The sequence below is a fragment of the Streptomyces barkulensis genome, from assembly GCF_002843305.1.
Classification (GTDB): domain Bacteria; phylum Actinomycetota; class Actinomycetes; order Streptomycetales; family Streptomycetaceae; genus Streptomyces; species Streptomyces barkulensis.
Window position 1 is genome coordinate 74,894 of sequence record NZ_PGSG01000073.1, and the last position, 24,293, is coordinate 99,186.

A 24,293-nucleotide genomic window follows, 5' to 3' on the forward strand; every position below is an offset into this window, starting at 1 on the left:
CGCCTCACGGTAGTGGCCGTACGGCGGGCGGGGGCGCGGGCGGCCGGCGGCGTTCACCGGGCGGGTTCCCGCGCGGGCGCGGCGGGCGGCGGGGGAGCGGCGGGGACGGGCAGGAGCCCGGCCCCGTACAGGTGCTCGCGTGCGCCGCGGATCGCCTCGGGGGTGCTGGGCCAGTCCCGGTCCCCGGGGCTGACGGCATCCAGCGCGCCGACGGACTCCAGGGCGCGGCGCTGTTCGGGGCGGACCCCGGAGAGCAGCACGGTGATGCCGCGCCGGTGCAGCCTGTCGATCGCGTCCTTCAGCACGAGGGCGCCGGTGGCGTCCACCGTCGTCACGCGCGACATGCGCAGGATCACCACGCGCACGTCGGCGACCTCCGACAGCTCCAGCAGGAAGCGGTGGGCGGCGGCGAAGAACAGCGGCCCGTCCAGGCGGTAGGCGACGATGTGCTCGGACAGCAGGGCGCGTTCCTCCTCGTCGTGCCCGCCGGGGATGTCGCCGGTGACGTCAACCTGGTCCAGGCGGGCCTGCCGGGCCACCGCCCGCAGGGCGAGGGCGCCCGCGACGAGCAGGCCGGCGATCACCGCGTACACCAGGTCCAGCACCAGGGTCGTCACCGCGGTCAGGACCAGGACGGCCGCGTCGGAGCGGGTGGCGCGGGTGATCGCCCGCAGCGATCCGACCTCCACCATGCGCACGGCGGTGGCCAGCAGCACACCGGCCAGCGCGGCCAGCGGGATGCGGGAAACCAGCGGGGCCGCGGCCAGGACGACGACGGCGAGCACACCGGCGTGCGCCAGCGCCGCCAGCCGCGAGCGGGCGCCGCCGCGGACGTTGACGGCGGTGCGGGCTATGGCGCCGGTGGCGGGCACCCCGCCGAACATCGGGGAGGCGATGTTCGCCAGGCCCTGCCCGAACAGCTCCCGGTCGGGGTCGTGACGCTGTCCCACCGTCATGCCGTCGGCCACGGAGGCCGACAGCAGCGACTCCAGGGCGGCCAGGGCCGCGACGGCCACCGCCGGGGCGAGCAGCGAGGACAGCGCCGAGAGGTCGAGGAAGGACAGCGAGGGCGCGGGCAGGCCGGGCGGCAGGTCGCCGATCGGCTCGGCGCCGTCGAGGCGGAGCACCTCGGTCACGGCGGTCGCGGCGGCCACCGCGACGACGGAGAACGGGACGGTGGGCCGCCACCGGGCGCCGGCCAGCATCACGGCGGCCACGGACAGCGCGAGCGCGACGGCCGTCCAGTTCGGCTCCCGGGCGAACTCCACGGTCGCCCGCCAGGCGACGGCCGCCACCCGGTCGCCCTCGGGCACGGGCACCCCCAGGGCGCCGGGCACCTGCTGGAGGGCGATCACACAGGCGATGCCGAGGGTGAAGCCCTCCACGACCGGAGCCGGCACGTACCGCATCCAGCGGCCGGCGCGGGCCAGGGCGAGCGCCACCAGGAACAGTCCGGCCAGCAGGCCGACGGTCAGCACGCCCGAGGGGCCGTGCGCGGCGGTGATCGGGACGAGGACGACCGTCATGGCGCCGGTGGGCCCGGAGACCTGGAGGTTGGAGCCGCCGAAGAGGGCCGCCAGGGCGCCGGCCACCACGGCGGTGGCCAGCCCGGCCTCGGCGCCGAGGCCGGAGGAGACGCCGAAACCCAGGGCCAGCGGCAGCGCCACGATGGCCACCGTCAGTCCCGCCAGGAGGTCCTGCCGGGGGTGGGCTCGCATGGCGGCGAGGTCGGAGCGGGTGGGCAGCAGGGAGCGGCATGCGGCCAGGGCCGACCGGGCCGGGCCGGTGGCGGTGCTCACTCGGCGCCGCCTTCGGGGGCTTCGGCGGTGCTCCGGGAAGCGGCCGGGGCGACGGCCCGGGAGGGGGTCCGGGGTGTGTCCCGCAGTTCCGCCAGGAGCTCGTTCTGCCCGGCGAGCATCTCGGTCAGGATCCGGCGCGCGGCCCGCATCAGCTCCGCGACGTCCCCGCCGGCCAGCTCGTAGACCACGGTGGAACCCTCGCGGGTGGCGGTGACGATGCCCGAGCGGCGCAGCACCGCGAGCTGCTGCGAGAGGTTGGGCGGCTCGACCTCGATGGCGGCCAGCAGGTCGCGTACCGGCTTCGGGCCGTCCTGGAGCAGTTCCAGGACGCGGATGCGGACCGGATGCCCCAGCATCCGGAAGAACTCGGCCTTGGCCTGGTACAGCGGAACCGGCACGGGAACCTCGGTCTCCTCGGCGTTCGCCCCGGCCCGGTGGGCCGGAGCGGGTGTCCTCGGGTCCTCGGGCAGAGGACTTGCACTGTGAAGCATCTATCGAATTGCATAATTGTGCAACTTCGAGATCGGTGGAGGCGGTGTCAGACGGGCGGCGGAGTGAGGGCGCCCCCGATCCGACGACCGTCCGTTTCTCCGGCCGCCGGCCCGCCGGAAAGGGTGGCTCCCTCCCGCGCCGACCTGCGAGAACGCGCTCGGATCCGGGTAACTCCGGGTTCTTGACGGCCGGTTGGGGGCTTCCTATGGTCTCCTCGTTCTACCGGAAGAATTCCGGAAGGTTTCTCTCCCCACGTTTCCCACCCCCCACCGCGAGCCGGGCCGGAGCGCTCCCGGACGAGGAGAGCCCGGGCCCGGCCGCGCACCAGGAAGGAACCCGATTTGACCAGGACAACGAGCGCCACCACGGAGGCGGCCGCGCGCCGTCCGCGCCGTCCGCGCCGCCCGGGCCGTCTGCGCCGCCTCGCGGCGCCCCTGCTGCTCGCCGCCGGCCTCTGCATGAGCTCCCTGGCCACGGCGGGACCGGTCCAGGCCGTGGACAGCACCGTCGTCACCTACACCCAGAGCGGCGGCCGGACCGTCTCGTTCACCTTCGACGACGGCCCCGACCCCACCCACACCCCCCGCCTGCTGGAGGTGCTGCGCAAGCACAACGTCAAGGCGACCTTCTGCCTGTGGGGCGACCATGTGCGGCAGTACCCGTACCTGGTGAGCCGGATCGCCGCCGACGGCCACCGGCTGTGCAACCACTCCATGGCCCACCAGGACATGGGCGGCTGGTCCCAGCAGCAGATACGCCAGAACCTGGAGCAGGTCAACAACGCGATCCGCCAGGCCGCTCCGGGCGCGCAGATCACCTACTTCCGTGCCCCGTACGGCAGTTGGGGACAGTCCCCGCAGGTGGCGGCCTCGATGGGGATGCAGCCGCTGGGCTGGCGGGCGGACATCGGCGACTGGCAGCCGCCGGGCACGGGCGAACTGGTCAACCGGATCATGCAGCGCGTCACGCCCGGGGCCGTGATGCTGATGCACGACGGCGGCGGCGACCGCGGCCAGACCGTCTCGGCCGTCGACCAGACCATCCCGCAGCTGAAGGCGCGGGGCTACACGTTCGACCAGCCGGCCGTCCGCTGATCCTGCGGCGGCGCACCTCCGCGCGCACCCGGACGCACTCGCGCGCACCCGGACGCACCGGCCCCGGCGGGGATCCCCGCCGGGGCCGGTGCCGTCCCGCCCGCAGGCGTCAGACGGTGGTGCAGGCCGCGCCGTCCAGGGTGAAGGAGGCGGGCTCGCCGGTGTCGCCGGTGTGGCTCGCCTGGAAGCCGATCTGCACACTGGCCCCGGCCGCCAGGGTGGAGTTGTACGAGGCGGGCCTGGCGGTCACCGCACCGCTGCCCGGGCTGTAGCTCGCCCCCCAGCCTGCGACGACGGTCTGGCCCGCGGGCAGGTCGAAGGAGAGCGACCAGTCGCTCAGCGGCACGCTGCCGGTGTTGGTGACGGTGATGGACGCGGTCAGCCCGGTGTTCCAGGCGTTGGTGGTGTAGGCGACCCGGCAGGCCCCCGGCTCGGGCTCGGGCTCGGGGTCCGGCTCGGGGTCCGGCTCGGGATCGGTGGAGCCGGTGCCGTCCAGGCCGAAGAACGCGATGGCCCGGGCCGCCATGCCGCCGGCGGGCAGGGAGTGCCCGACCCCCTGGACGCTGATGGCCTCCACCGGGGCCCGGTCACCGGTGCCGCCGTAGCGGGTGCGGACCCAGTTCGACTGCGGCCGGTCGGTGTACGCGGGCGTGAGGCTCACCCCGTGGACGTCAGTCCACTGCTCGATCTGCTCGTTGAAGTTGGGGTAGCGCAGGGTGCCGTCCTCGGTGCCGTGCCAGATCTGCATCCGGGGCCGGGGCCCGCTGTAGCCGGGGTACGCGCCGCGCGCCAGATCGCCCCACTGCCGCGGCGTCCTGTCCACGGTGCCGTTCGCGCAGGCGCTGTTCCAGCCCGAGCCGTCGGTGGTGGCGAAGCAGGAGTGCGGCACGCCCGAGAAGGCCGCGCCCGCCTTGAACACGTCCGGGTAGTTGCCCACCAGGACGTTGGTCATCATCGCCCCCGAGGAGGCGCCGGTGACGTAGACCCGGTCCGGGTCGGCGTTCAGGCGCTGCTGCACATAGTCCACCATCGACCGGATGCCCACCGGGTCGCTGCCCCCGTCACGCCGCAGCGCCTGCGGCGAGGAGACGTCGAAGCAGTTGCCGCTGCGGGTCGCCGACGGGTAGACCACGACGAACCCGTACCGGTCGGCCAGCGAGGCGAACTCGGTGCCGGAGTGGAACGCCGGGCCGGAGCCGGTGCAGTAGTGCACCGCCACCAGCACCGGCGGACGCTCCTGGACGCCGTCGGGCACGTACAGGTGCATGCGCAGGTTGCTGGGGTTGCTGCCGAAGTTCGTCACCTCGGTCAGCGAGGCGGCGGAGGCCGGGGGCGCGGCGAGGGCCAGAAGGAGGGCCGTCAACATGGGCAGCACCCCTCCCAGCAGTGCCGTCATGCGCGATCCGGCCGGGCGGCCTCCGGATCCCCGTGCCGCCTTGCGCACGGATCTGTCGGTCATCTCCGTCTCCTTCCTAGACTGCGGAACGTGAAGGGACTGCTGCTGCGGCTGTCCGCGCTGGACGCGGACGCCGCCACCGCCGTACGGGTGATCGCCCACTTCGAGGCGCTGCTCGGCGGTGCGCTGGACCCGGTGACCCTGACGCGGTCCACGGCGGGGCTGGCCGGGTGCGCCGCCGGGCTGGAGCTGCCCGACGGCCGCACGGCGCGGTTCGCCCCGGACGGCGCCGCACTGGCGGGCGCGCCCGGGTGTGTCTCGGGCCGGGTGGATCTGGAGCCGGCCGGCCGCGTGTGGCTGGAGCGCCCCGGCGTGCCGGGGCCGTTCGACGAGCTGGTGCTGGAGTGGATGGCCATCGCCGCCCGGGTGCTGGCCGGCCGGCCCCGCCCGGCCCGCACCCCCCGGGCCGCGGACCCGGCGCTGGTCGAGCTGGTGCTGTCCGGCCGGGAGGCCGTCGAGGACCGCGCCCGCGCCCTGCGGCTGCTGGGCCTGGAGCCGGGGACACCGCTGCGGGTGATCGCGGTGGCGGCGGACACGGGGGCGGGCACGGGCACGGGTACGGGGACGGACGCCGGGGTGGAGGCCGTCGCGCTGCTGGGACGCGGCGCGCTGCGGGGCACCGTACGGGTGGCGCGGGTCGGCTCGCTGGGAGCGGTGCTGGTGCAGCGCCGGGGCGGTGCGCCCGGCGGGGAGGACGCCCCCGGCGGGGAGGACGCCTCCGGCCCGGACGGCACCTGTACCGGCACCTGTACCGGCACCTGTACCGGCACCGCCTCACCGGCCGCCGAGCTGCGGGCGGCGATGCGCGAACGCGCCCGCGACCGGAGCACGGCCCGCGGGCCGGCCCCGGGCACGCGCGTCGGGATCGGATCCGGCGCCGACCCGCTGGACGCCCACACCTCCTGGGCACAGGCCCGCTCGGCCCTGCGGTTCGCGGTGGCGGGCGCCCCGCAGGAGGCGGTGGCCGACCACGACGAACTCGGCCCCCTCGCACTGCTGGCCGACATCCCGGTGGAGCGGCTGCGCGCCCAGGCGGACGTACGGCGGCTGGGGCGGCTGGGGGATCCGGCGCACGGCGAGCGCGGCGGCCCCGCCGCCGGGCAGGCCCGGCCGGGCGGTGAGCTGCTGGCGGCCCTGGCCGCGTTCTGCCGCACCGGCTCGCTGCGGCAGGCCGCCGCCGAACTGCACCTGCACCACAGCTCGGTGGCCGCCCGCCTGGCGCATGTGGAGAAGGAGATGGGCTGGCGGCTGCGCGATCCGCAGGACCGCTTCCGTGCCCAGCTCGCGCTGTACGCCCTGCGGCTGGCCGGTAACGGGGACGGCTGAGCGCTCACCCCCTCACCGGCCCCACCGGTCCGGGGCCGCCCAGCGCCCCGCGCAGCACCTCGACGGCCTCGGCCGTCGCCCGGCGGATGACGGCGGCGTGCTCCACCGCCCACGCGCCGTGGAAGGTGCCGGGGATCAGGTGCAGTTCGGCGGGCACCCCGGCGGCCAGCAGGGCGCGGGCGTAGTCGACGCCCTCGTCCCGCAGCGGGTCGAACTCCATCACCGACACGTACGCCGGCGGCAGGCCCGCCAGCTCGATCACCCCGGCGCGGGCGGGGGCGGCGTACGGGGAGACGCCGGCGGTGCCCCGCGTCCCGTGCCCCAGGTACGCGTCCCAGCTGATCGCGGCGTTGCGCCGGTTCCACACGGGCGTGTCGGTGAACCGCCGCGCGCTGGGGGTGGAGAGCCGGTCGTCGAGCGCGGGGGAGCACAGGTGCTGGAAGCGGACGGCCGGACCGCCCCGGTCGCGGGCGAGCAGGGCCAGCCCGGCGGCGAGCCCCGCCCCGGCGCTGTCGCCCCACAGGGCGATCCGCTCGGGCGCCACCCCCAGCTCCCCGGCCCGCTCCACCAGCCCGCACAGCCCGGTGTAGCAGTCCTCCAGGGGCGCGGGGAAGGGGTGCTCGGGCGCCAGTCGGTAGTCGACCGAGGCCACCAGGGCTCCGAGCCGCCGGCACAGCAGCAGGTTCCAGTCGTGGTCGACCTCCGGCGAGCCCAGCATGAAGCCGCCGCCGTGGATGGCGTACACCGCGGGCAGCGGGCCGCGGGCGCCGTGCGGCCGGTACAGCCTCAGCCGCACCCCGGGCGCGCCGGCCGGCCCGGGCACGTGTGTCTCCCCGACGTCCACTCCGGAGGTGTCGGCCGCCGCCACCGCCGCGGCCACCTGCGCGGCCTGCGAGGCCCGTGCCGCGTCGAGGTCGAGCAGCTCCACCTCGGGGATCAGCGGGAGCGCCGCGGCCAGTTCGGGGTCGAACCGGTGGCGCGGGCCCATCTGCGTCCTCCGATCGTCGGCCCGGGGCGCGGCGGGGCGCGCGCCGGTGTCGTGATGAGACGGTGTCACGGGCTTCCTCCCAGGTCATCAGACAGGTGTCGGGAGTACGGCCTCCCGGGCCCGACACCCGTGCGTTTTTCCCCGCTTTCCTCCCGCGTTCTTTCGGCCACCAGGTGGCGGATCGGCCCGGCGAGGATGCCGGAACCCGTCCTGACCAGCGATAACGCCTTCCCGTTACGGGAGTTGGGCAGTCCTTGACGCCGGCGCGGGGTCTCCCTATGGTCTCCCCGCTCGACCGGAAATCTTCCGGAAGTCTCGAATCGCGCAGTCGCGCCGCACGGGCCCGCCGCCCGGCCGCCGACGGAGTCCGGGGCCGAAGGAAGCGCCAGAAAGGGACCAGCCTTGACCACGACCACCACACCCTCCCCAGGACCGGCCGGCGAAGCGGCGCGCCCCCGGCGCACCCGCCGGCTGCGCCGTCTGGCGATGCCCCTGCTGCTCTCCTGCGGCATGTGCCTGGGAGTCCTGGCCGCGGCGGGCCCGGCCCAGGCCCACCGGGCGAACGACACCGTCGTCGAGACCACCCGCCACGGCGGCCGGACCCTCGCCCTCACCTTCGACGACGGCCCCAACCCCGCCGACACCCCGCGCCTGCTGAAGGTGCTGCGCAAGCACCACGTCAAGGCGGTCTTCTGCCTGTGGGGCGACCACGTCGAGGAGCACCCCGAACTGGTCCGGAAGATCGTCGCCGGCGGCCACACGCTGTGCAACCACACCATGCACCACGACGACATGGCCACCTGGTCCCCCGAGGACATCCGGGCGGACCTGGCGCGGACCAACGCCGCGATCCGCCGCGCCGCTCCGGGCGCCCGGATCCCCTACTTCCGCGCCCCGTACGGCAGCTGGGGCCGGACGCCGCAGGTGGCGGCCTCGATGGGGATGCAGCCGCTGGGCTGGCGGCTGGTGATCGGCGACTGGGAGCCGCACGGCGCCGACGAGTTCGCCCGCCGCATCACCGAGGGCGTCACGCCCGGGGCCGTGGTGCTGCTGCACGACGGCGGCGGCGACCGCAGCGCGACCGTCGAGGCCGTGGACCGGGCCATCCCCCGGCTCAGGGCCGAGGGCTGGCGCTTCGACAAGCCCGCCCGCCGCGGCTGAGACCGCCCATGACCGGCCCGACCGGCCCGACCGGCCCGACCAGCCTCCGAAGCCACCGGGAGACCCGCATGAGACCGAACAAGGCGCGGTTCGCCTTCCTCCGCAACCGCGCGGGACGGGCGGGCGGCTACGTCGTCGCCCTGCTCACCGGAGCCCTGCTCCTGGGCACGGCGCCCGCCACGCCCGCCGCGCCGGGCGCCTCCCCGGCGTCCGGCAAGCACGCCGGCCGCGCCTGGGTGGGCACCTGGTCCACCACCCCCACGGCCGTCCCCGCCTCGGACACCACCGTGTTCGAGGACCAGACCATCCGCCAGAGTGTCCGCACCAGCGTCGGCGGCGACCGGGTGCGCGTCCGGCTGTCCAACGAGTTCGGCGACCGGCCCCTGGTCATCGGCGAGGCCCGCATCGCCCACCGGGACGGGGACGGCGACTCCACCGCCGTCGACAAGCGCACCGACCGCGCGCTCACCTTCGGCGGACGCGCCTCGGTGACCGTCCCCGCGGGCGCGCCCGTACTCAGCGACCCGGTCTCCCTGCGGGTGCCGGCGGGCTCCGACCTGGTGGTGAGCATCCACCTGCCCGAGCGCACCCCGGGCTCGACGGTCCACGCGTTCGCCTTCCAGCACAACCACGTCGCCTCCGGAAACGTCACCGGGCACGCGGACATCACACCGACCGCCACCATCGACCGCTGGTACTTCCTGACGGGCGTGAGCGTGAGCGCCGACCGCACCGGGAAAGCGGGGAGGGCCTCGGCCGTCGTCGCCCTCGGCGACTCCATCACCGACGGCTCCGACACCGAGGCGAACGCCAACCACCGCTGGCCCGACTTCCTCGCCCGGCGCCTGGCGAAGGCCCGCGGCCCCCACCCGCGGGGCGTGCTCAACCAGGGCGTCAGCGGCAACCGCCTGCTGCACGACCCCAACCCCCCGGCGGGATCCGGCGCCGAGAGCTACGCGGCCTACTTCGGCCAGAGCGCCCTGCGCCGCTTCGACCGCGACGTGGCCGCCCAGCCCGGCGCCGAGCACGTCATCGTCCTGCTGGGCGTCAACGACCTCGGCCACCCGGCCGCAGGCACCGCCCCGCCCTCGGAGAAGGTCACCGCCCGGGACATCATCGACGCCCACCGCCAGCTCATAGCCCGCGCCCACGAGCGGGGACTGAAGATCCACGGTGGCACCATCCTGCCGTTCAAGGGCGACACCTTCGGCTTCCACAGCGCCGAGACGGAGGCCGCCCGCCAGGCCGTCAACCACTGGATCCGCACCAGCGGCGAGTACGACGGGGTCATCGACTTCGACCGGGCCCTGCGCGACCCCGCGGACCCCGAGCGCCTGCTGCCGCGCTACGACAGCGGCGACCACCTCCACCCGAGCGACGCCGGGGCGGAGGCGATGGCGAACGCCGTTCCCCTCCGCCTGCTGCGCTGACCGCGTCCCGCAGCGTTCTGCGGAGTTCCGCACCGTTCCGCACCGTTCCGCGCCGCGCGGCGCCCGTGCCCGGAGGGGAGCACGGGCGCCGCGCCACGTCCGGGGTTCCGGGGATCCGCGCCCCGGCGCGCTCACAGCCCGGGCAGCGCCTCCTGCTCGACCTCCCGGCGGCCGGGCGCCGGGGCGGTGCGCACCGCCAGCTTCTCCCGGCACTCCACCCCCAGGCCCCACAGCCGCGCCTGCCGGTCGCGCAGCGGCCGTCCGCACATCCGGCACGTCACACGCGGCCTACCGCCCTCCTCGGGCGGCTCCGGGCTGCCGGGCAGCGGTTCGGGCCCGGAGCCGGGTCCGGGTTCGGGGTCAGCGCTCACGTCACCGGTCTACCAGGCCCCGCGCCGACGCGCGAGAGCGGCTCCCCGGGAACGCGGACGGGCCGCGGGCCGCACACCGTGTGGTCGTGCGGCCCGCGGCCCGTCGGCCGTCCCGAGCGGCGGGAGCGGCGCTCCCGGTGCCGGTCAGAGGTCGAAGTACATCTCGAACTCGTGCGGGTGCGGGCGGAGCTGGATCGGGGCGATCTCGTTGGTGCGCTTGTAGTCGATCCAGGTCTCGATCAGGTCGGCGGTGAAGACGCCGCCGGCCTGCAGGTACTCGTTGTCCGCCTCCAGGGCCTCCAGGACGGCCGGCAGGGAGGTCGGCACCTGCGGGACGTTCGCGTGCTCCTCCGGAGCCAGCTCGTAGAGGTCCTTGTCGATCGGCTCGGCCGGCTCGATCTTGTTCTTGACACCGTCCAGACCGGCCAGCAGCAGGGCCGAGAAGGCCAGGTACGGGTTGGAGGACGGGTCCGGGGCGCGGAACTCCACGCGCTTGGCCTTGGGGTTGGAGCCGGTGATCGGGATGCGCATCGCCGCGGAGCGGTTGCGCTGCGAGTACACCAGGTTCACCGGGGCCTCGAAGCCGGGCACCAGGCGGTGGTAGGAGTTCACCGTCGGGTTGGTGAAGGCCAGCAGCGACGGGGCGTGCCTGAGGATGCCGCCGATGTAGTAACGGGCGGTGTCCGACAGACCCGCGTAGCCCTGCTCGTCGTAGAACAGCGGCTCGCCGCCGGACCACAGCGACTGGTGGACGTGCATGCCCGAGCCGTTGTCGCCGAAGATGGGCTTGGGCATGAAGGTGGCGGTCTTGCCGTTGCGCCAGGCGACGTTCTTGATGATGTACTTGAACAGCATCAGGTCGTCGGCGGCCGCCAGCAGCGTGTTGAACCTGTAGTTGATCTCCGCCTGGCCGGCGGTGCCGACCTCGTGGTGCTGGCGCTCGACCTTCAGGCCCACCCGCTCCAGTTCCAGCGACATCTCGGCGCGCAGGTCGGCGAAGTGGTCCACCGGCGGGGTCGGGAAGTAGCCGCCCTTGTAGCGGACCTTGTAGCCCCGGTTGTCCTCCAGCGCACCGGTGTTCCAGGCACCGGCCTCGGAGTCGATGTGGTAGAAGGACTCGTTCGCGCTGGTCTGGAAGCGGACGCTGTCGAAGACGTAGAACTCGGCCTCGGGCCCGAAGAAGGCGGTGTCCGCGATGCCGGAGGAGGCGAGGTACGCCTCGGCCTTCTTCGCCACGTTGCGCGGGTCGCGGCTGTACTGCTCGCCGGTGATCGGGTCGTGGATGAAGAAGTTGATGTTGAGCGTCTTGTCGCGGCGGAACGGGTCCAGACGGGCGGTGGACAGGTCCGGCAGCAGCGCCATGTCGGACTCGTGGATCGCCTGGAAGCCGCGGATCGAGGACCCGTCGAAGGCCTGCATCTCGGACGGGTCGAACGTCGAGGCCGGGATCGTGAAGTGCTGCATGATGCCCGGCAGGTCGCAGAAGCGGATGTCGACGAACTTCACGTCGTTGTCCGCGATGTACTTCTTTGCCTCGTCGGCGTTCTGGAACATCCAAGTCCTCCTAGTCCCGCCGCGAGGGGACGGGGTGGCAGCTCGAGTGGCAGTCCAGTGCGATGTCCTGCTGTCGCCCGACCTTAGATTTGCGGGATTTCTCAAGCATGACCCATTTGTTTCGTTGATGTTAACCGGACGAGTGTGCGGACGGTCGCTCCCGGTGCCGTTCCGGTGCCGCTCCGCCGCCGTCTCAGGCGCCGCCCGCGCGGCCGTGTACGGCCCCGCGGCCCGGCCGGGTACCCGGGAAGGCCGCGCGTTACCGTTGACGGGTGGACAACAGGCAAGCAATCGGATCCTGGCTCTCCGGCCCCAGGGCCGCGGCCGAGCGGATGGGCGCGGACTTCGGCTACCGGGGCGAGAGGCTGGGACTGCCCCAGGACGGGCCGGGGTCGATCGCCCCGCTGGGACGCCGGTTCGGCGCGATCTTCATCGACTGGGGCCTGTGCATGCTGATCGCATACGGTCTGCTCACGGGCGGCGACCTCGGCTCGGCGGGAAACTGGGCCCTGCTGGTCTTCGCGGTGCTCGGTGTCCTCACCGTCGGCACGGTCGGCTTCACCCCGGGCAAGCGGCTGCTGGGCCTGCGGGTGGTCTCCGCGCACGGCGGGCGGCTCACACTGCCCCGCGCGGTGGTGCGCACGGTGCTGCTGGTGCTCGCCGTGCCGGCGCTGGTGTGGGACCGCGACTCGCGCGGCCTGCACGACCGGCTCTCCGGCGCCGTGCAGGTGCGGATCTGAGCCACCCGGGAACCGAGCCGGCGCGGCGGAAGCCGGACGAAGGCCGAACGGACGGCCGAACGGGATGTGGGTGGGGCCCGGAACTCCGCGGAGTTCCGGGCCCCACCCACATCCCGTTCGGCCCGCTGCGCCGGGCGCATGCGACTCAGCGCCTGGTCGGGCCCTTCGGCATCCGCATGCCGCGGGGCATCGGCCCCTTGGGCATCGGCAGGTTGTTCATCAGGTCGCCCATGGCACGCAGCCGGTCGTTGGTCTCCGTGACCTGGGGGCCCTGGAGCACCCGGGGAAGCTTCAGCAGCTTGGTGCGGAGCTTCTTCAGCTCCGTCTGGCCCTCGCCGGTGCCCACGATCACGTCATGGACCGGGACGCCGCTGACGATGCGCGCCATGCGCTTCTTCTCGGAGGCGACCAGGGAGCGCACCCGGTTCGGGTTCCCCTCGCCGACGAGCACGATGCCCGCCTTGCCCACGGCCCGGTGGACGACGTCCTGCTGCCGGTTCATGGCGACGGCCGGGGTGACCGTCCAGCCGCGGCCGATGTTGTCCAGGACGGCGGCCGCCGCGCCCGGCTGGCCCTCCATCTGGCCGAACGCCGCCCGCTCGGCGCGGCGGCCGAAGACGATCGCCATCGCGAGGAAGGCCAGCAGGAAGCCCAGGATGCCCAGGTAGACGGGGTGGCCGACCCAGAAGCCGATCGCGAGGAGAACACCGAAGGTGACGAGCCCCACGCCCGCGAGGACGAAGCCGATCGCCTTGTCGGCGCGCCGCGTCATCTTGTACGTCAGGGCGATCTGCTTGAGCCGCCCCGGATTCTCGGATGTTTCCTTCCTCGCCATACAGCGAAGTCTACGTCGCCCGCCCGCACCGGGTCGCCGCGGCCTCCGGGACCGCCCGGGCCCTCCCGTCCGCGCCCGGCGGCGGCCCCGCGAGGACCGCCGCCCGGTGCCGCGTCAGGCCGCGGTGGCGCCCCGGCGCTCGACCGCCTGCCGGTACAGGCGCCCGGCACGGTAGGAGGAGCGGACCAGCGGGCCGGACATGACACCGGCGAAGCCGATCTCGTCCGCCTCGTCCTTCAGCTCCACGAACTCCTGGGGCTTGACCCAGCGCTCCACCGGGTGGTGCCGCGGCGAGGGGCGCAGGTACTGGGTGATGGTGATCAGCTCGCAGCCGGCCTCGTGCAGGTCGCGCAGGGCCTGGCTGACCTCCTCGCGGGTCTCGCCCATCCCCAGGATCAGGTTGGACTTGGTGACCAGCCCCTCCGCGCGGGCCCGGGTGATCACCTCCAGCGACCGCTCGTAGCGGAAGGCGGGGCGGATGCGCTTGAAGATCCGCGGGACCGTCTCGACGTTGTGCGCCAGCACCTCCGGGCGCGAGGAGAAGACCTCGGCGAGCTGCTCGGGCACCGCGTTGAAGTCCGGGATCAGCAGCTCGACGCCGGTGTCCGGCATCAGCGCGTGGATCTGGCGGACGGTCTCGGCGTACAGCCAGGCGCCGCCGTCGGGCAGGTCGTCGCGCGCGACGCCGGTGATGGTGGCGTAGCGCAGCTCCATCTGCTGGACGGACTCGGCCACCCGGCGCGGCTCGTCGCGGTCGAACTCGGCGGGCCTGCCGGTGTCGATCTGGCAGAAGTCGCAGCGCCGGGTGCACTGCTCGCCTCCGATGAGGAAGGTGGCCTCGCGGTCCTCCCAGCACTCGAAGATGTTGGGACAGCCGGCCTCCTGGCACACCGTGTGCAGGCCCTCGCGCTTGACCAGGGACTGCAGTGCGTTGTACTCGGGGCCCATCTTCGCCCGGGTCTTGATCCACTCGGGCTTGCGCTCGATGGGGGTCTGGCTGTTCCGGACCTCCAGGCGCAGCAGCTTCCTACCGTCGGGTGCGACAGCGGACACGTCCGGCACTCCCCTTTGTGTTGGTGGCCTTTGAATCTTCGGCGCACACCAGGGTACGCCTTGGCTTGTTCGGGTCAGACGGCGCGGGGCAGAGGTTCGGTGGACTCCAGCACCGCGCGCAGATGCTTCTCCACCACGGGCAGCACCTCGGCGACGGTCACCGGTCTGCCCAGCTCCTGGGAGAGCGAGGTGACCCCGGCGTCCCGGATGCCGCACGGCACGATGCGGTCGTACCCGGTGTTGTCGGAGTCGCAGTTCAGCGCGAAGCCGTGCATGGTGACGCCCTTGGCCACCCGGATCCCGATGGCGGCGAGCTTGCGGTCGTCGCCGCGCTGGCCGGCGTTGGAGGGCGCGTACTGGGGCCCGCGCAGTCTCGGGTCGTACTCGTCGTCGTGGAGCGCGGGGTCGAAGTCCAGCTCCAGGCCGCCCGGCACGGTCTCCTTCCCCGGCTTCCCCGGCTTCCCGGGATCGCCCAGCACCCACACCCCGCTGCGCCCCTCGACCCGGGTGGTGGCCAGGCCGAACTCCGCGCAGGTGCGGATCAGCGCCTCCTCCAGCCGCCGCACATGGGCGACGACGTCCACCGGACGGGGCAGCTTCAGGATCGGGTAGCCGACGAGCTGGCCCGGACCGTGCCAGGTGATCTTGCCGCCGCGGTCCACGTCCACCACGGGAGTGCCGTCCAGGGGGCGCTCGCTGTCCTCGGTGCGCCGGCCGGCCGTGTAGACCGGCTGGTGCTCCAGCAGCAGGCAGGTGTCGGGGATCTCGTCGGCGAAACGGGCCGCGTGGACCTCGCGCTGCCTGCGCCACGCCTCCAGATACTCCACGGCCTCCCCGCCGAAGCCCAGATGGACAAAGCGCAGCTCGCTCACGGCGGCTCCTCCTCCGGTCGTCTCGGGCCGCGGCACACCTCGTCGCGCGTCCCGGCAGCCAACTGTACGGCTCCGGGGCCGACGGCCGGCGGGCCGGTGGCGGGCCGGTGGCGGGCGGCGGCGGTCGGTGACGGGGCGGTGACCGAGCGGTTCCGCTTCCCGCGCTCACTCACACGTATGGATGAAACCCGCGCTCAGACCCCCGGAGGGGCGGAGCGGACGGCTAAATTCGCGCCGTTCCAGCAGGGCGCCCCGGCGTCTGTCGTACCCCAAGCCGCGAGGCAGGAGACCGCAAAGCCGATGTCGACGGAACGACCTGGGAAATCCTCCCAGCGCACCCCCAACCGCCAGCTCGCCGCGCTCATCGCCGAGGCCGGGTTCTCCAACGCCGGGCTCGCCCGGCGGGTCGACCAGCTCGGGCTGGAGCACGGACTGGACCTCCGGTACGACAAGACCTCGGTGACGCGCTGGCTGCGCGGACAGCAGCCGCGCGGCACGACGCCGGCGCTGATCGCCGAGGTCTTCACCCGCCGCCTGGGCCGCAGGCTCACCGCCCAGGACCTGGGCCTGGACGCGTGCGCGCCGGTCTACGCCGGGCTGGAGTTCGCGGCCACACCGGGCGAGGCGGTGGACATCGTCGGCGGCCTGTGGCGCAAGGACACCGGGAACCACGCCGAGCTGCGCAAGATCGCCTTCACCCCGGCCGGGCTGGTGGTCCCCAGCCGGGACTGGCTGATCGGCCGCCCCGACGAGCGCGTGGCGCGCGGCGAGCCCGCGCCGGAGACGGTGCGGGTGCCCGCCCAGGGCCGCGGACCCCTGTCGCCGGCGGCCGTACCGCCGCCCCGGGTGGGGCAGGCGGCCCGGATCGAGCGGGTGGAGCGGGGCCCGGGACAGCGGGTCACCGCCGGGGACGTCGCCGCCCTGCGCTCGGTCGGCGAGCTGTTCCGCGCCCTCGACCACGCCTACGGCGGCGGCCACGCCCGGCAGGCGCTGGTGCGCTACCTGGAGCACGAGGCCGAGCCGATGCTGCGCGGCGCCTACGGGGAGCAGACCGGGCGCCGGCTGTTCGCCGCGGTGGCCGACCTGACCCGCCTGGCGGGGTGGACGGCGTACGACATCGCCGCGCACGGGCTGGCGCAGCGCTACTTCGTCCAGGCGCTGCGGCTGGCCCAGGCCGCCGGGGACCGGGCGTACGGCAGCTATGTGCTGGTGACGATGAGCAGGCAGGCGGTGTACCTCGGGCACGGCCGCGAGGCGGTGCAGCTCGCACGGGTCGCCCAGCAGGGCGTCGGCTCCTCGGTGCCGCCGGTCGTCCAGGCGCTGCTGCACGCGGTGGAGGCGCGCGGACACGGGGTGCTGGGGGAGGTGCGGGCGTGCACGGCGTCGCTGGCCCGCGCCGAGCGGGCGCTGGGGCAGGCGCGGCCGGGCGACGAGGTGCCGCACTGGGCGCGGTTCTTCGACGAGGCGCAGCTCGCCGACGAGTTCGGGCACTGCCACCGGGACCTCCAGCAGTACCGGGCGGCGGCCCAGCACGCCGAGCGCTCCCTGCAACTGCGGGGCCCGGGCTATGTGCGCAGCCGGCTGTTCTGCCGGATGGTGCTGGCCACGGCCCGGCTGGGGCTGGGCGACGTGGAGCAGGCGTGCGCCCTGGCCGCGGAGTCGGCGCAGCAGGCGGCGGAGATGCGGTCGGTGCGGGCGCACGAGTACGTCAAGGACTTCGAGCGCCGCCTGGAGCCGTACCGGGACGCCACACCGGTACGCACCTACCGCGAGCGGGTCGCCGCCCTCGTCTGATCCCTGTAGTCCCTGTAACCCCGTAACCCTTCTGGTCCTCCTGGTCCTTCCGCCACCCGTGCCACCCGTGCCACCCGCGGACCGACCGTGCCGCCGCGCCGCCACGCGGCGGCACGGTCATGTCCGGCCCGTGGCTTTCCCCCCGCCCCGGCCTCCCGCCCCCTGCCCGGAGCTCCTCAGGCCGCGGCGGGCAGGAGCGGGCCCCGCTCCCGCGGCCGGATGCCGAAGTCGCGGCGGACGGCGTCCGCGGCTCGGCGGGCCGAGCGCAGCGCACCCTGGGCGTCGGCGGTGTCGCGGTGGTCGCCGCAGACGTACAGGCCGTACAGCACCCGGACCGGGCGCCGCGGATCGTGCGGCGCGGGGGTGGCGGGCACGGCCAGCGGGTCGTGGTGGGCGGCCAGCAGCTCCCAGCGGCCGGTCGGGACGCCGTACAGCCCGGCGAGCTGGGCGCGCGCGGCCCGGTCCAGCACGGCGGCCGGCTCGGACGCGGCGGAACCCAGCACCACGGAGGTGACCAGCGCGCGGCCCGGCCGGGCGCGCGAGGGGTCCACGGCGCTGGCGACGGCGGTGTACGCCACCGGGCCGCGCCGGTCGGCGTCCAGGACGAGCAGCGGCTCGTCCGTCGGCGCAGGGCCGTCCACCGCGTGGTGCAGCACGGTCACCGGGCGGAAGTCCGGCACCCGCAGGCCCGGCAGCAGCTCGGCCGCGTCGCGGGCCCCGGTGGCGATGAGCACCGCGCGGCAGCGGATCGTGCCGTGGTCGCGCGTCACCACGGCGTTGGCGGCCACGGACAGCACACGCACCCCGGTGCGGACGGTGCCCGGCGGCAGCCCGTCCGCCAGGGCCCGGGGCACCGAGGCCGCGCCGCCCGCGGGCAGGCACAGCCCGCCGCGGGCGAAGTCGCGCAGCGCCAGATCGCCGATCCGGCTGGAGGTCGTCAGCTCCGGGTCGCACAGCAGCGCGCCGAGCAGGGGGCGCAGCAGACCGTCGGCCGCCCGGGGCGACAGGGCGCGGGCGGCCAGGGCCTGGGCCGCGGACAGCTCGGGACGGGCGCCGAGACGTTCGGCGGGGGTCGAGGCGAGCCGGGCGAGCTGGGCGCGCAGCCGGGCCTGCTCCAGGGTGGTGCCCAGCGCGGCGCGCGCGCCCCGCGCGCCGCGGTGCTGCCGGGGGATGTGGGCGGTGCGGGAGCCGCGGGCCGTCCTGGCGGCGCGGGGCGCGCCGAGGCGCAGTCCGCGGTCGCCGCTGCGGATCAGCACTCCGGAGGTGAAGGGGCGCAGATCGAGCCCGGCCAGGCCGGGGCAGCGGCGCAGCTCGGACCAGCCGGAGAACAGCGGCCGACCGCCGCGGTCCAGCCGGTAGCCGTCGACCTCCTCGGTCGCCATCCGGCCACCGACGGCGCCTGTGGCCTCCAGCACGGTGACGTGCAGCCCGGCGCCGGTCAGATGGTGCGCGGCGGCCAGGCCGGCCAGGCCCGCGCCGACGACGGCGACGTCGGTGGTCTCCCGGCCTCGGCCGGGACTGGGACGGAGTGCGCTGCCGGGCATGGGCCCTCCCGTGGTCGACGCTGCGGCGCGAACGGACGTCCGGGTGGTTCCTGCCCCCCGAAGGCGCGTTCGACGCGCGCTTTCAAGCCGACCCTAGGGAAACGGGCGATCACGGACAGTCGCGCACGCACCGGGCACGGTCGCACACCGGTCGCGCACGGGTGTACGGCGGTCGCACACCGGTCGGGTCCGGCTCGTGCCACACCCGTTCGCCGCCCGCACGGCCCGATGGAAGCGTCCCGCGGGCGTAGGCCCAGGGCTCAGCGCAGCGCCGCCCGGATGGCGTCCTCGATGCCGGGGAAGGCGAAGACGAAGCCGGACTCCAGCAGCCGCCGGGGCAGCACCCGCTGGCTGCCGAGCACATCCGTTGAGAACTCGCCCAGCACCGCGCGCAGCGCGAACGCGGGCACCGGCAGCACCGCCGGGCGGTGCAGCACCCGGCCCATCGCGGCGGCCACCTCCCGCTGGGTGACCGGCTCGGGCGCGGTCAGGTTGACCGGCCCGGACAGCTCCCCGGTGTCCAGCAGATGCCGCAGCGCGGCGATGTGGTCGTGCAGCGCGATATGGCTCCAGTACTGCCGGCCGCTGCCCAGCGGACCGCCCAGCCCGGCCCTGAAGATCGGGAACAGCCGCCCCCAGGCCCCTCCGGTGCGGGAGACCACCAGCCCGGTACGGGCGTACACCGTGCGGACCCCCGCCTCCTCGGCCGGCGCGGCGGCCTCCTCCCACTCCTGGCAGACATCGGCGAGGAAGCCGCGTCCGGGCGGTGCGTCCTCGTCCACGGCGCGGTCGCCGGTGTCGCCGTAGTAGCCGACGGCGCTGCCGACCACCAGAGTGCGCGGCGGGGTGTCGAGCGAGGCCAGGGCCTCGGCGACGGCGGCCGTCCCCAGGACCCGGCTGTCGCGGATCTCCCGCTTGTACGCCTCCGTCCAGCGGTGGTCGCCGACGCCCGCCCCGGCCAGGTGCACCACCGCCTCGCAGCCCACCAGCCCGGCCGCGTCCACGTACTGCCGCCCGGGGTCCCACTCCACCTCCTCGCCCGTCCGGGCCGGATGCCGCACCAGGCGCAGCACCTCGTGCCCGTCGGCGCGCAGGGAGTCCACAAGAGCCCGGCCGATGAGGCCGGAGGAGCCGGTGACCGCGATACGCATGGGGCAATCCTGAGGGACAGCCGGTCCGATGGCGAGGCAGAGTGACCGGCATGTCCGCGTCCCCGGCGTCCCCGGCGTCCCCGTCCTCCCCAGCGTCCCCGTCCTCCTCGGCGAGCCCGTCCTCCCCGTCCTCCTCGGCGAGCCCGCCGGCCCGGATCACCCCGTCGGCGGCCCGAACCGCTCCCACAGCCGGGGGAAGGCCGCGGCCGGGGCCCGGTCGTCCCCGGAGCCGGGCGGTGCGCCCTCCGGCTCCCGGGGCGGGTCGGGCAGGCCGAGGTCGGGCAGCTCCAGACCGGTGAGCCGCTCGTAGGCCTCGTCCGCGGCGCAGCCGATGTCCTCGCCCTGGCCGTCCACCTCCGGATCGAAGTCCTCCAGCAGATCGGCGAGCGAGTCCGGGTCGTGCAGCGCCCCCTCGAACACCCTCCTGCCCCGGCCGACCAGCCAGCAGCGGAAGGAGTCGAAGGCGTCCTCGTCCGCCCCGTCCAGCAGCACCCGGGCCGCGCCCCACACGTCCCGGCGCCAGGCCCGGTTCACCCGGGCCTCGAAGTGGCGGGCGAAGTCCACGACGGTGTCCGGGTCGAGCCGCGTCAGCCGGTCGACCAGCAGTTCGGCCTGGTCGGCCGGATCGCCCCCGGCGGCCTCGCGGGTGCCGTCGACCAGCTCCCAGAACTCCGTCTCGTGCATCGTCACGGGACCAAGGATCCGCCCTGCCGGCGCCGCCCGCACGCGGGGCGGCCGGCCGGCGCGGCGCCCGGTCCGGAGTGATGGGAAAACCCGACAGAAGATGTCCGGTATCGGTGGCAGCGTGCCCGGTGCGCACAGGGCGCCGGACAGGCGCCATGGACACATGGAAGGACACACACGTGAGCACGGCAGCGGTGTCGGGGAAGAGTCTGGAGGGCAAGGTCGCCCTGGTGGCGGGGGCCACCAGGGGCGCGGGCCGGGCCATGGCCGTGGAGCTGGGCCGGGCGGGCGCGACGGTGTACGCCACCGGCCGCACCACACGCGGACACGTCAGCGAGGTGGGCCGCCCCACCGAGACGATCGAGGAGACCGCGGAGCTGGTCACGGCGGCCGGGGGCACCGGCATCGCGGCGGTGGTCGACCACCTGGAGCCCAAGGAGGTCCGCGCCCTGGTGGAGCGGATCGACCGCGAGCACGGGCGCCTGGACGTCCTGGTCAACGACGTCTGGGGCGGTGACCACCTGCTCGACTTCGACACGAAGGTGTGGGAGGTCGAGCTGGACAAGGGGCTGCGGATGCTGCGGCTGGGGGTGGAGACCCATCTGGTCACCAGCCATTTCGCCCTGCCCCTGCTGATCCGGCGGCCGGGCGGGCTGGTGGTGGAGGTCACCGACGGCACCGCCGAGTACAACGGCCCCAGGTACCGCGGCAACCTCTTCTTCGACCTGACGAAGAACGCCCCGATCCGTGCGGCCTTCGGCCTCGCCGAGGAGCTGAAGGAGTACGGCTGCACGGCGGTCTGCCTCTCCCCGGGCTTCCTGCGCTCGGAGGAGATGCTCGACACCTTCGGAGTGCGCGAGGAGAACTGGCGCGACGCTCTCGCCCGCGAGCCGCACTTCGCCATCGCCGAGTCGCCCGCCTACATCGGCCGGGCGCTGGCGGCCCTGGCGTGCGACCCGGACGTGGCCCGCTGGAACGGGCAGTCCCTGTCCAGCGGGCAGCTCGCCGTCGAGTACGGCTTCACCGACACCGACGGCTCGCGGCCGGACGGCTGGCGGTACTTCATCGAGGTCGTCCACGGCGGGAAGGAGGCGACCGCCGAGGACTACCGGTAGAGCCCCGCCATCCGCTCGGCCGCCCGCGCCATGCGCTCGCGCAGCGCGGGCGGGCCGAGCACCTCGCACTCGGGGCCGAGGGCGAGCAGCTGGTCGTAGGCGACGTCCAGGGACTCCACGGGCAGGGCGACGGTGGTCAGCCCCTTCTCGTCGGTCTCCCCCCGCGCCAGCGCGTCCTCGGCCGCCGCCCGGTCGGTGGCGTACCGCAGCGCGCGCACCCCGGCCCGAGTCAGCCGCACCACGGCGGTCTCGCGCAGGATCGAGCGGGCGAAGGCCGCGGCCCGCTCCTCCCAGAAGCCGGGCAGGTCGAAGTCCGCCTCCCGTCCGAACCGCCCGTCGAGCGGGGTGACGGAGTCGAAGCGGTCCACCCGGTAGACACGCGGATCCCCGTCGGCGCGGGCGACGAGGTACCACACGCCGGCCTTGAGGACCAGGCCGTACGGTTCCAGCGTCCGCCGCACCCGGGAGCCGTCCCGGCGGCGGTAGCGCGCGGTGACCGGCCGGTCGTCCCACACGGCCTCGGCCAGCGCCGGCAGCGCCTTCGGCGTCTCGGTGGGCTGCCACCACCCCGGAGCGTCCAGATGGAACCGCTGCGCCGCGCTGCGCGGGGCGTCCGCCAGCTCGGGGGTGAGGGCCGCGGCCACCTTCAGCCGGGCGGCCGAGGCCGCGTCCGCCAGGCCCATCTCCCGCAGCGCGGAGGGCACCCCGGACAGGAACAAAGCCTCCGCCTCGTCGCGCCCCAGACCCGTCAGCCGGGTGCGGTAGCCGCCGACCAGCCGGTAGCCGCCGGTCCGTCCCCGGTCGGCGTAGACGGGGATCCCCGCCTCCGACAGGGCCAGCGCGTCGCGGGCGACGGTGCGCTCGGAGACCTCCAGCCGCTCGGCCAGCTCGGCGGCGGTCATCGACCGCCGCGTCTGGAGCAGCAACACCATCTCGATCAGCCGGGCAGCACGCATGCGCCCATCCTCCCCGCCGGGGCGCGCGGCGCGGCGCGCGCTGTTAACGTGCTGTCAACCCACAGGGACAAAAGCCGAGGAACGTCGCATATGGCCACCGAATCCAGCAGCACTCCGACGACTCCGCCGCCCCGCGCCCAGTGGGGGACCCGCACGGGCTTCCTGCTGGCGGCGATCGGCTCGGCCATCGGGCTCGGCAACATCTGGCGCTTCCCCTCCGAGGCCTACAAGAACGGCGGCGGGGCCTTCCTGCTGCCCTACCTGATCGCCCTGCTGACGGCGGGCCTGCCGCTGCTGATCCTGGAGTACACGCTCGGCCGCCGCTACCGGAAATCCCCGCCGGGCGCGTTCCGCCGGCTGTCCGGCCCGGCGCAGGCGATCGGCTGGTGGCAGGTGGCGGTCTCCTTCGTCATCGCCGCCTACTACGCCGTGATCCTGGCCTGGGCCGTGCGGTACGTGGGCTTCTCGGTGGGCGAGCAGTGGGGCGACGACCCGAACGCGTACTTCTTCGGCGACTTCCTGCGCACCGCCGAGCAGCCCGGCTGGATCTCCTCCTACGTCGGCGGCGTGTTCTGGCCGCTGCTGGTCATCTGGATCGCGGTCCTGGCCGTCCTGGCCCTGGGGGTGCGGCGCGGCATCGAGATGGCCAACCGGATCTTCATCCCGCTGCTGGTGGTCTTCTTCGTCGTCCTGGTGGTCCGCGCGGTCACCCTGGACGGCGCCGGGACCGGTCTGGACGCGCTGTTCTCGCCCGACTGGGGCGCGCTGGCCGAGGGCGGTGTCTGGGTCGCCGCCTACGGGCAGATCTTCTTCTCCCTCTCGGTCGGCTTCGGCATCATGATCACCTACGCCTCCTACCTGCGCCGCCGCGCCGACCTCACCGGCTCCGCGCTGGTGGCCGGGTTCGCCAACAGCTCCTTCGAGCTCCTGGCGGGCATCGGGGTCTTCGCCACCCTCGGCTTCCTCTCCGCGGCCAGCGGCACACCGGTGGGGGAGACCGTCACCGACGGCATCGGCCTGGCGTTCATCGCCTTCCCGACGATCATCTCCAACATGCCGCTGGGCACCCTGTTCGGCCTGCTGTTCTTCGGCTCCCTGGTGATCGCCGGCTTCACCTCGCTGATCTCCATCGTGGAGGTGGTGGTCGCCTCGGTGCAGGACAAGACCGGCATCGGGCGCGTCCCGGCCGTGCTCGGCGCCGGCGGCCTGACGGCCCTGGTGTCCATCCTGCTCTTCCCCACCGACAGCGGGCTGTACCTGCTGGACTCCGCCGACCACTTCATCAACCGCTACGGCATCGCCCTGGCCTCCCTGGTCGCGGTGATCGTCGTCGCCTGGGTGCTGCGCAGGCTGCCGGCGCTCCAGCGGGACGCGGACGCCACCTCCGCCATCCGGCTGGGCGTGTGGTGGCGTCTGGCCCTGGGGGTCGTCACCCCGCTGGTGCTGGGCTGGATGATGGTGGACAGCCTGCGCGCGGAGTTCGACGAGAACTACGGGGGCTACCCCTCCGGCTTCCTGTTCTGGTCCGGGTGGGCGGTCGCCCTGGGCGCGCTGGTCTTCGGCGTGCTGGCCTCCCTGCTGCCCTGGCCGCGCGGTACGGAGCCGGCGGGCACGGAGCCTTCGGGGCCGGCCGGCCCCGTGGAGACGCGACCGGGCACGCCCGGGGAAGGGAGGCACTGATGTCGGCGGGCGCCGTTGTGATGATGATCGTCGCCATGATCGTGGTGTGGGGCGGGCTGCTCGCGGCCATCCTCAAGCTCCGCGGCCACACCGAGGAGTACTGACGCCCTGACGTACTGAAACGCTGGGCCCCCGCCCGCCCGCCCGGCAGGCCGGCCGGGCGGGCCTCCCGGCAGGTGGGAGGAGACACGCCCGGCC

The 24,293-nt window shown here is 74.6% G+C and carries 22 protein-coding genes; 9 read left to right on the forward strand and 13 right to left on the reverse strand.

Going from position 1 to position 24,293, the window contains the following annotated elements:
* Window positions 1-53 precede the first annotated feature (53 nt).
* Together CUT83_RS14460 and CUT83_RS14465 are read right to left on the reverse strand one after the other, a co-directional pair.
* Window positions 54-1,799, reverse strand: coding sequence for a SulP family inorganic anion transporter (locus CUT83_RS14460; RefSeq protein ID WP_420882478.1), 1,746 nt, complete (start codon window positions 1,797-1,799; stop codon window positions 54-56).
* Entirely contained in the window at window positions 1,796-2,197 is a 402-nt protein-coding gene (locus CUT83_RS14465) for an ArsR/SmtB family transcription factor (protein WP_240958304.1), read from the reverse strand. The genes CUT83_RS14460 and CUT83_RS14465 overlap by 4 nt, the downstream gene beginning before the upstream one ends.
* Window positions 2,198-2,632: 435 nt before the next feature.
* Between CUT83_RS14465 and CUT83_RS14470 the strand changes: the two genes are divergently transcribed.
* Entirely contained in the window at window positions 2,633-3,385 is a 753-nt protein-coding gene (locus CUT83_RS14470; protein ID WP_206282672.1) for a polysaccharide deacetylase family protein, read from the forward strand.
* 109 nt (window positions 3,386-3,494) lie between these two features.
* Here the strand turns inward: CUT83_RS14470 and CUT83_RS14475 are convergent, their stop codons facing one another.
* Window positions 3,495-4,844: an extracellular catalytic domain type 1 short-chain-length polyhydroxyalkanoate depolymerase gene (locus CUT83_RS14475; RefSeq protein WP_101256249.1), complete on the reverse strand. Its 1,350-nt coding sequence runs from the start codon at window positions 4,842-4,844 to the stop codon at window positions 3,495-3,497.
* Between the two features lie 27 nt (window positions 4,845-4,871).
* Between CUT83_RS14475 and CUT83_RS14480 the strand changes: the two genes are divergently transcribed.
* Window positions 4,872-6,167 (forward strand): helix-turn-helix domain-containing protein, encoded by a 1,296-nt coding sequence (locus CUT83_RS14480; RefSeq protein WP_101256250.1) that lies wholly within the window; start codon window positions 4,872-4,874, stop codon window positions 6,165-6,167.
* 4 nt (window positions 6,168-6,171) lie between these two features.
* Here the strand turns inward: CUT83_RS14480 and CUT83_RS14485 are convergent, their stop codons facing one another.
* Entirely contained in the window at window positions 6,172-7,155 is a 984-nt protein-coding gene (locus CUT83_RS14485; RefSeq protein WP_101256251.1) for an alpha/beta hydrolase, read from the reverse strand.
* Window positions 7,156-7,557: 402 nt separating this feature from the next.
* Here CUT83_RS14485 and CUT83_RS14490 point away from each other — a divergent pair, with 402 nt between their 5' ends.
* Both CUT83_RS14490 and CUT83_RS14495 read left to right on the forward strand, forming a co-directional pair.
* The gene (locus tag CUT83_RS14490) at window positions 7,558-8,316 is read left to right on the forward strand and encodes a polysaccharide deacetylase family protein (protein ID WP_206282671.1); all 759 of its coding nucleotides are present in this window, start codon (window positions 7,558-7,560) and stop codon (window positions 8,314-8,316) included.
* Window positions 8,317-8,384: 68 nt separating this feature from the next.
* On the forward strand, window positions 8,385-9,746 hold the full coding sequence (locus CUT83_RS14495; RefSeq protein WP_101256289.1) for an SGNH/GDSL hydrolase family protein: 1,362 nt from the start codon (window positions 8,385-8,387) through the stop codon (window positions 9,744-9,746).
* Window positions 9,747-9,877: 131 nt separating this feature from the next.
* Here the strand turns inward: CUT83_RS14495 and CUT83_RS14500 are convergent, their stop codons facing one another.
* Window positions 9,878-10,117 (reverse strand): DUF6011 domain-containing protein, encoded by a 240-nt coding sequence (locus CUT83_RS14500; RefSeq protein WP_240958300.1) that lies wholly within the window; start codon window positions 10,115-10,117, stop codon window positions 9,878-9,880.
* A gap of 144 nt (window positions 10,118-10,261) precedes the next feature.
* On the reverse strand, window positions 10,262-11,671 hold the full coding sequence (gene glnA / locus CUT83_RS14505) for a type I glutamate--ammonia ligase (RefSeq protein WP_101256252.1): 1,410 nt from the start codon (window positions 11,669-11,671) through the stop codon (window positions 10,262-10,264).
* Between the two features lie 272 nt (window positions 11,672-11,943).
* Between glnA and CUT83_RS14510 the strand changes: the two genes are divergently transcribed.
* Window positions 11,944-12,411 carry an RDD family protein gene (locus CUT83_RS14510; RefSeq protein ID WP_101256253.1) on the forward strand — a complete coding sequence of 156 codons (468 nt, stop codon included), beginning with the start codon at window positions 11,944-11,946 and terminating at the stop codon, window positions 12,409-12,411.
* Window positions 12,412-12,556: 145 nt separating this feature from the next.
* On the opposite strand, the gene CUT83_RS14515 is transcribed toward CUT83_RS14510, so the two are convergent.
* From CUT83_RS14515 to lipB, 3 genes are all read right to left on the reverse strand, one after another.
* A complete protein-coding gene (locus tag CUT83_RS14515; protein ID WP_101256254.1) occupies window positions 12,557-13,246 on the reverse strand; it encodes a DUF4191 domain-containing protein in 690 nt (229 codons plus the stop codon).
* A gap of 114 nt (window positions 13,247-13,360) precedes the next feature.
* Window positions 13,361-14,299, reverse strand: a complete 939-nt coding sequence (gene lipA / locus CUT83_RS14520) for a lipoyl synthase (RefSeq protein WP_101256255.1) — start codon at window positions 14,297-14,299, stop codon at window positions 13,361-13,363.
* Between the two features lie 74 nt (window positions 14,300-14,373).
* Window positions 14,374-15,171 (reverse strand): lipoyl(octanoyl) transferase LipB, encoded by a 798-nt coding sequence (lipB, locus tag CUT83_RS14525; protein ID WP_101256256.1) that lies wholly within the window; start codon window positions 15,169-15,171, stop codon window positions 14,374-14,376.
* A 300-nt stretch (window positions 15,172-15,471) separates the two neighbouring features.
* Between lipB and CUT83_RS14530 the strand changes: the two genes are divergently transcribed.
* On the forward strand, window positions 15,472-16,965 hold the full coding sequence (locus tag CUT83_RS14530) for an NsdA family TPR-like regulatory protein (RefSeq protein WP_101256257.1): 1,494 nt from the start codon (window positions 15,472-15,474) through the stop codon (window positions 16,963-16,965).
* Window positions 16,966-17,141: 176 nt separating this feature from the next.
* On the opposite strand, the gene CUT83_RS14535 is transcribed toward CUT83_RS14530, so the two are convergent.
* From CUT83_RS14535 to CUT83_RS14545, 3 genes are all read right to left on the reverse strand, one after another.
* Window positions 17,142-18,509, reverse strand: coding sequence for an FAD-dependent oxidoreductase (locus CUT83_RS14535; RefSeq protein ID WP_101256258.1), 1,368 nt, complete (start codon window positions 18,507-18,509; stop codon window positions 17,142-17,144).
* A gap of 260 nt (window positions 18,510-18,769) precedes the next feature.
* Window positions 18,770-19,660 carry a TIGR01777 family oxidoreductase gene (locus CUT83_RS14540; RefSeq protein ID WP_101256259.1) on the reverse strand — a complete coding sequence of 297 codons (891 nt, stop codon included), beginning with the start codon at window positions 19,658-19,660 and terminating at the stop codon, window positions 18,770-18,772.
* A gap of 156 nt (window positions 19,661-19,816) precedes the next feature.
* Entirely contained in the window at window positions 19,817-20,344 is a 528-nt protein-coding gene (locus CUT83_RS14545) for a DUF4240 domain-containing protein (protein WP_101256291.1), read from the reverse strand.
* 155 nt (window positions 20,345-20,499) lie between these two features.
* Between CUT83_RS14545 and CUT83_RS14550 the strand changes: the two genes are divergently transcribed.
* Window positions 20,500-21,459 carry an SDR family oxidoreductase gene (locus CUT83_RS14550; protein ID WP_101256260.1) on the forward strand — a complete coding sequence of 320 codons (960 nt, stop codon included), beginning with the start codon at window positions 20,500-20,502 and terminating at the stop codon, window positions 21,457-21,459.
* Here the strand turns inward: CUT83_RS14550 and CUT83_RS14555 are convergent.
* Entirely contained in the window at window positions 21,450-22,415 is a 966-nt protein-coding gene (locus tag CUT83_RS14555; protein ID WP_101256261.1) for a helix-turn-helix transcriptional regulator, read from the reverse strand. The genes CUT83_RS14550 and CUT83_RS14555 overlap by 10 nt on opposite strands.
* Window positions 22,416-22,505: 90 nt before the next feature.
* On the opposite strand from CUT83_RS14555, the gene CUT83_RS14560 reads away from it, so the two are divergent.
* Complete coding sequence (locus CUT83_RS14560) at window positions 22,506-24,095, forward strand: sodium-dependent transporter (protein ID WP_101256262.1); 1,590 nt, start codon at window positions 22,506-22,508, stop codon at window positions 24,093-24,095.
* Window positions 24,095-24,199 carry a methionine/alanine import family NSS transporter small subunit gene (locus CUT83_RS29675; protein WP_107490860.1) on the forward strand — a complete coding sequence of 35 codons (105 nt, stop codon included), beginning with the start codon at window positions 24,095-24,097 and terminating at the stop codon, window positions 24,197-24,199. Before CUT83_RS14560 ends, CUT83_RS29675 begins: the two co-directional genes overlap by 1 nt.
* Window positions 24,200-24,293 lie beyond the last annotated feature (94 nt).

Coding starts and splice junctions, on each gene's coding strand:
- CUT83_RS14495 (WP_101256289.1), top strand. CDS start 8,385: ATGAGACCGAACAAGGCGCGGTTCGCCTTCCTCCGCAACCGCGCGGGA.
- CUT83_RS14535 (WP_101256258.1), bottom strand. CDS start 18,509: ATGCCCGGCAGCGCACTCCGTCCCAGTCCCGGCCGAGGCCGGGAGACC.
- CUT83_RS14555 (WP_101256261.1), bottom strand. CDS start 22,415: ATGCGTGCTGCCCGGCTGATCGAGATGGTGTTGCTGCTCCAGACGCGG.
- CUT83_RS14545 (WP_101256291.1), bottom strand. CDS start 20,344: ATGCACGAGACGGAGTTCTGGGAGCTGGTCGACGGCACCCGCGAGGCC.
- glnA (WP_101256252.1), bottom strand. CDS start 11,671: ATGTTCCAGAACGCCGACGAGGCAAAGAAGTACATCGCGGACAACGAC.
- CUT83_RS29675 (WP_107490860.1), top strand. CDS start 24,095: ATGTCGGCGGGCGCCGTTGTGATGATGATCGTCGCCATGATCGTGGTG.
- CUT83_RS14475 (WP_101256249.1), bottom strand. CDS start 4,844: ATGACCGACAGATCCGTGCGCAAGGCGGCACGGGGATCCGGAGGCCGC.
- CUT83_RS14560 (WP_101256262.1), top strand. CDS start 22,506: ATGGCCACCGAATCCAGCAGCACTCCGACGACTCCGCCGCCCCGCGCC.
- CUT83_RS14530 (WP_101256257.1), top strand. CDS start 15,472: ATGTCGACGGAACGACCTGGGAAATCCTCCCAGCGCACCCCCAACCGC.
- CUT83_RS14485 (WP_101256251.1), bottom strand. CDS start 7,155: ATGGGCCCGCGCCACCGGTTCGACCCCGAACTGGCCGCGGCGCTCCCG.
- CUT83_RS14515 (WP_101256254.1), bottom strand. CDS start 13,246: ATGGCGAGGAAGGAAACATCCGAGAATCCGGGGCGGCTCAAGCAGATC.
- CUT83_RS14540 (WP_101256259.1), bottom strand. CDS start 19,660: ATGCGTATCGCGGTCACCGGCTCCTCCGGCCTCATCGGCCGGGCTCTT.
- CUT83_RS14550 (WP_101256260.1), top strand. CDS start 20,500: ATGGACACATGGAAGGACACACACGTGAGCACGGCAGCGGTGTCGGGG.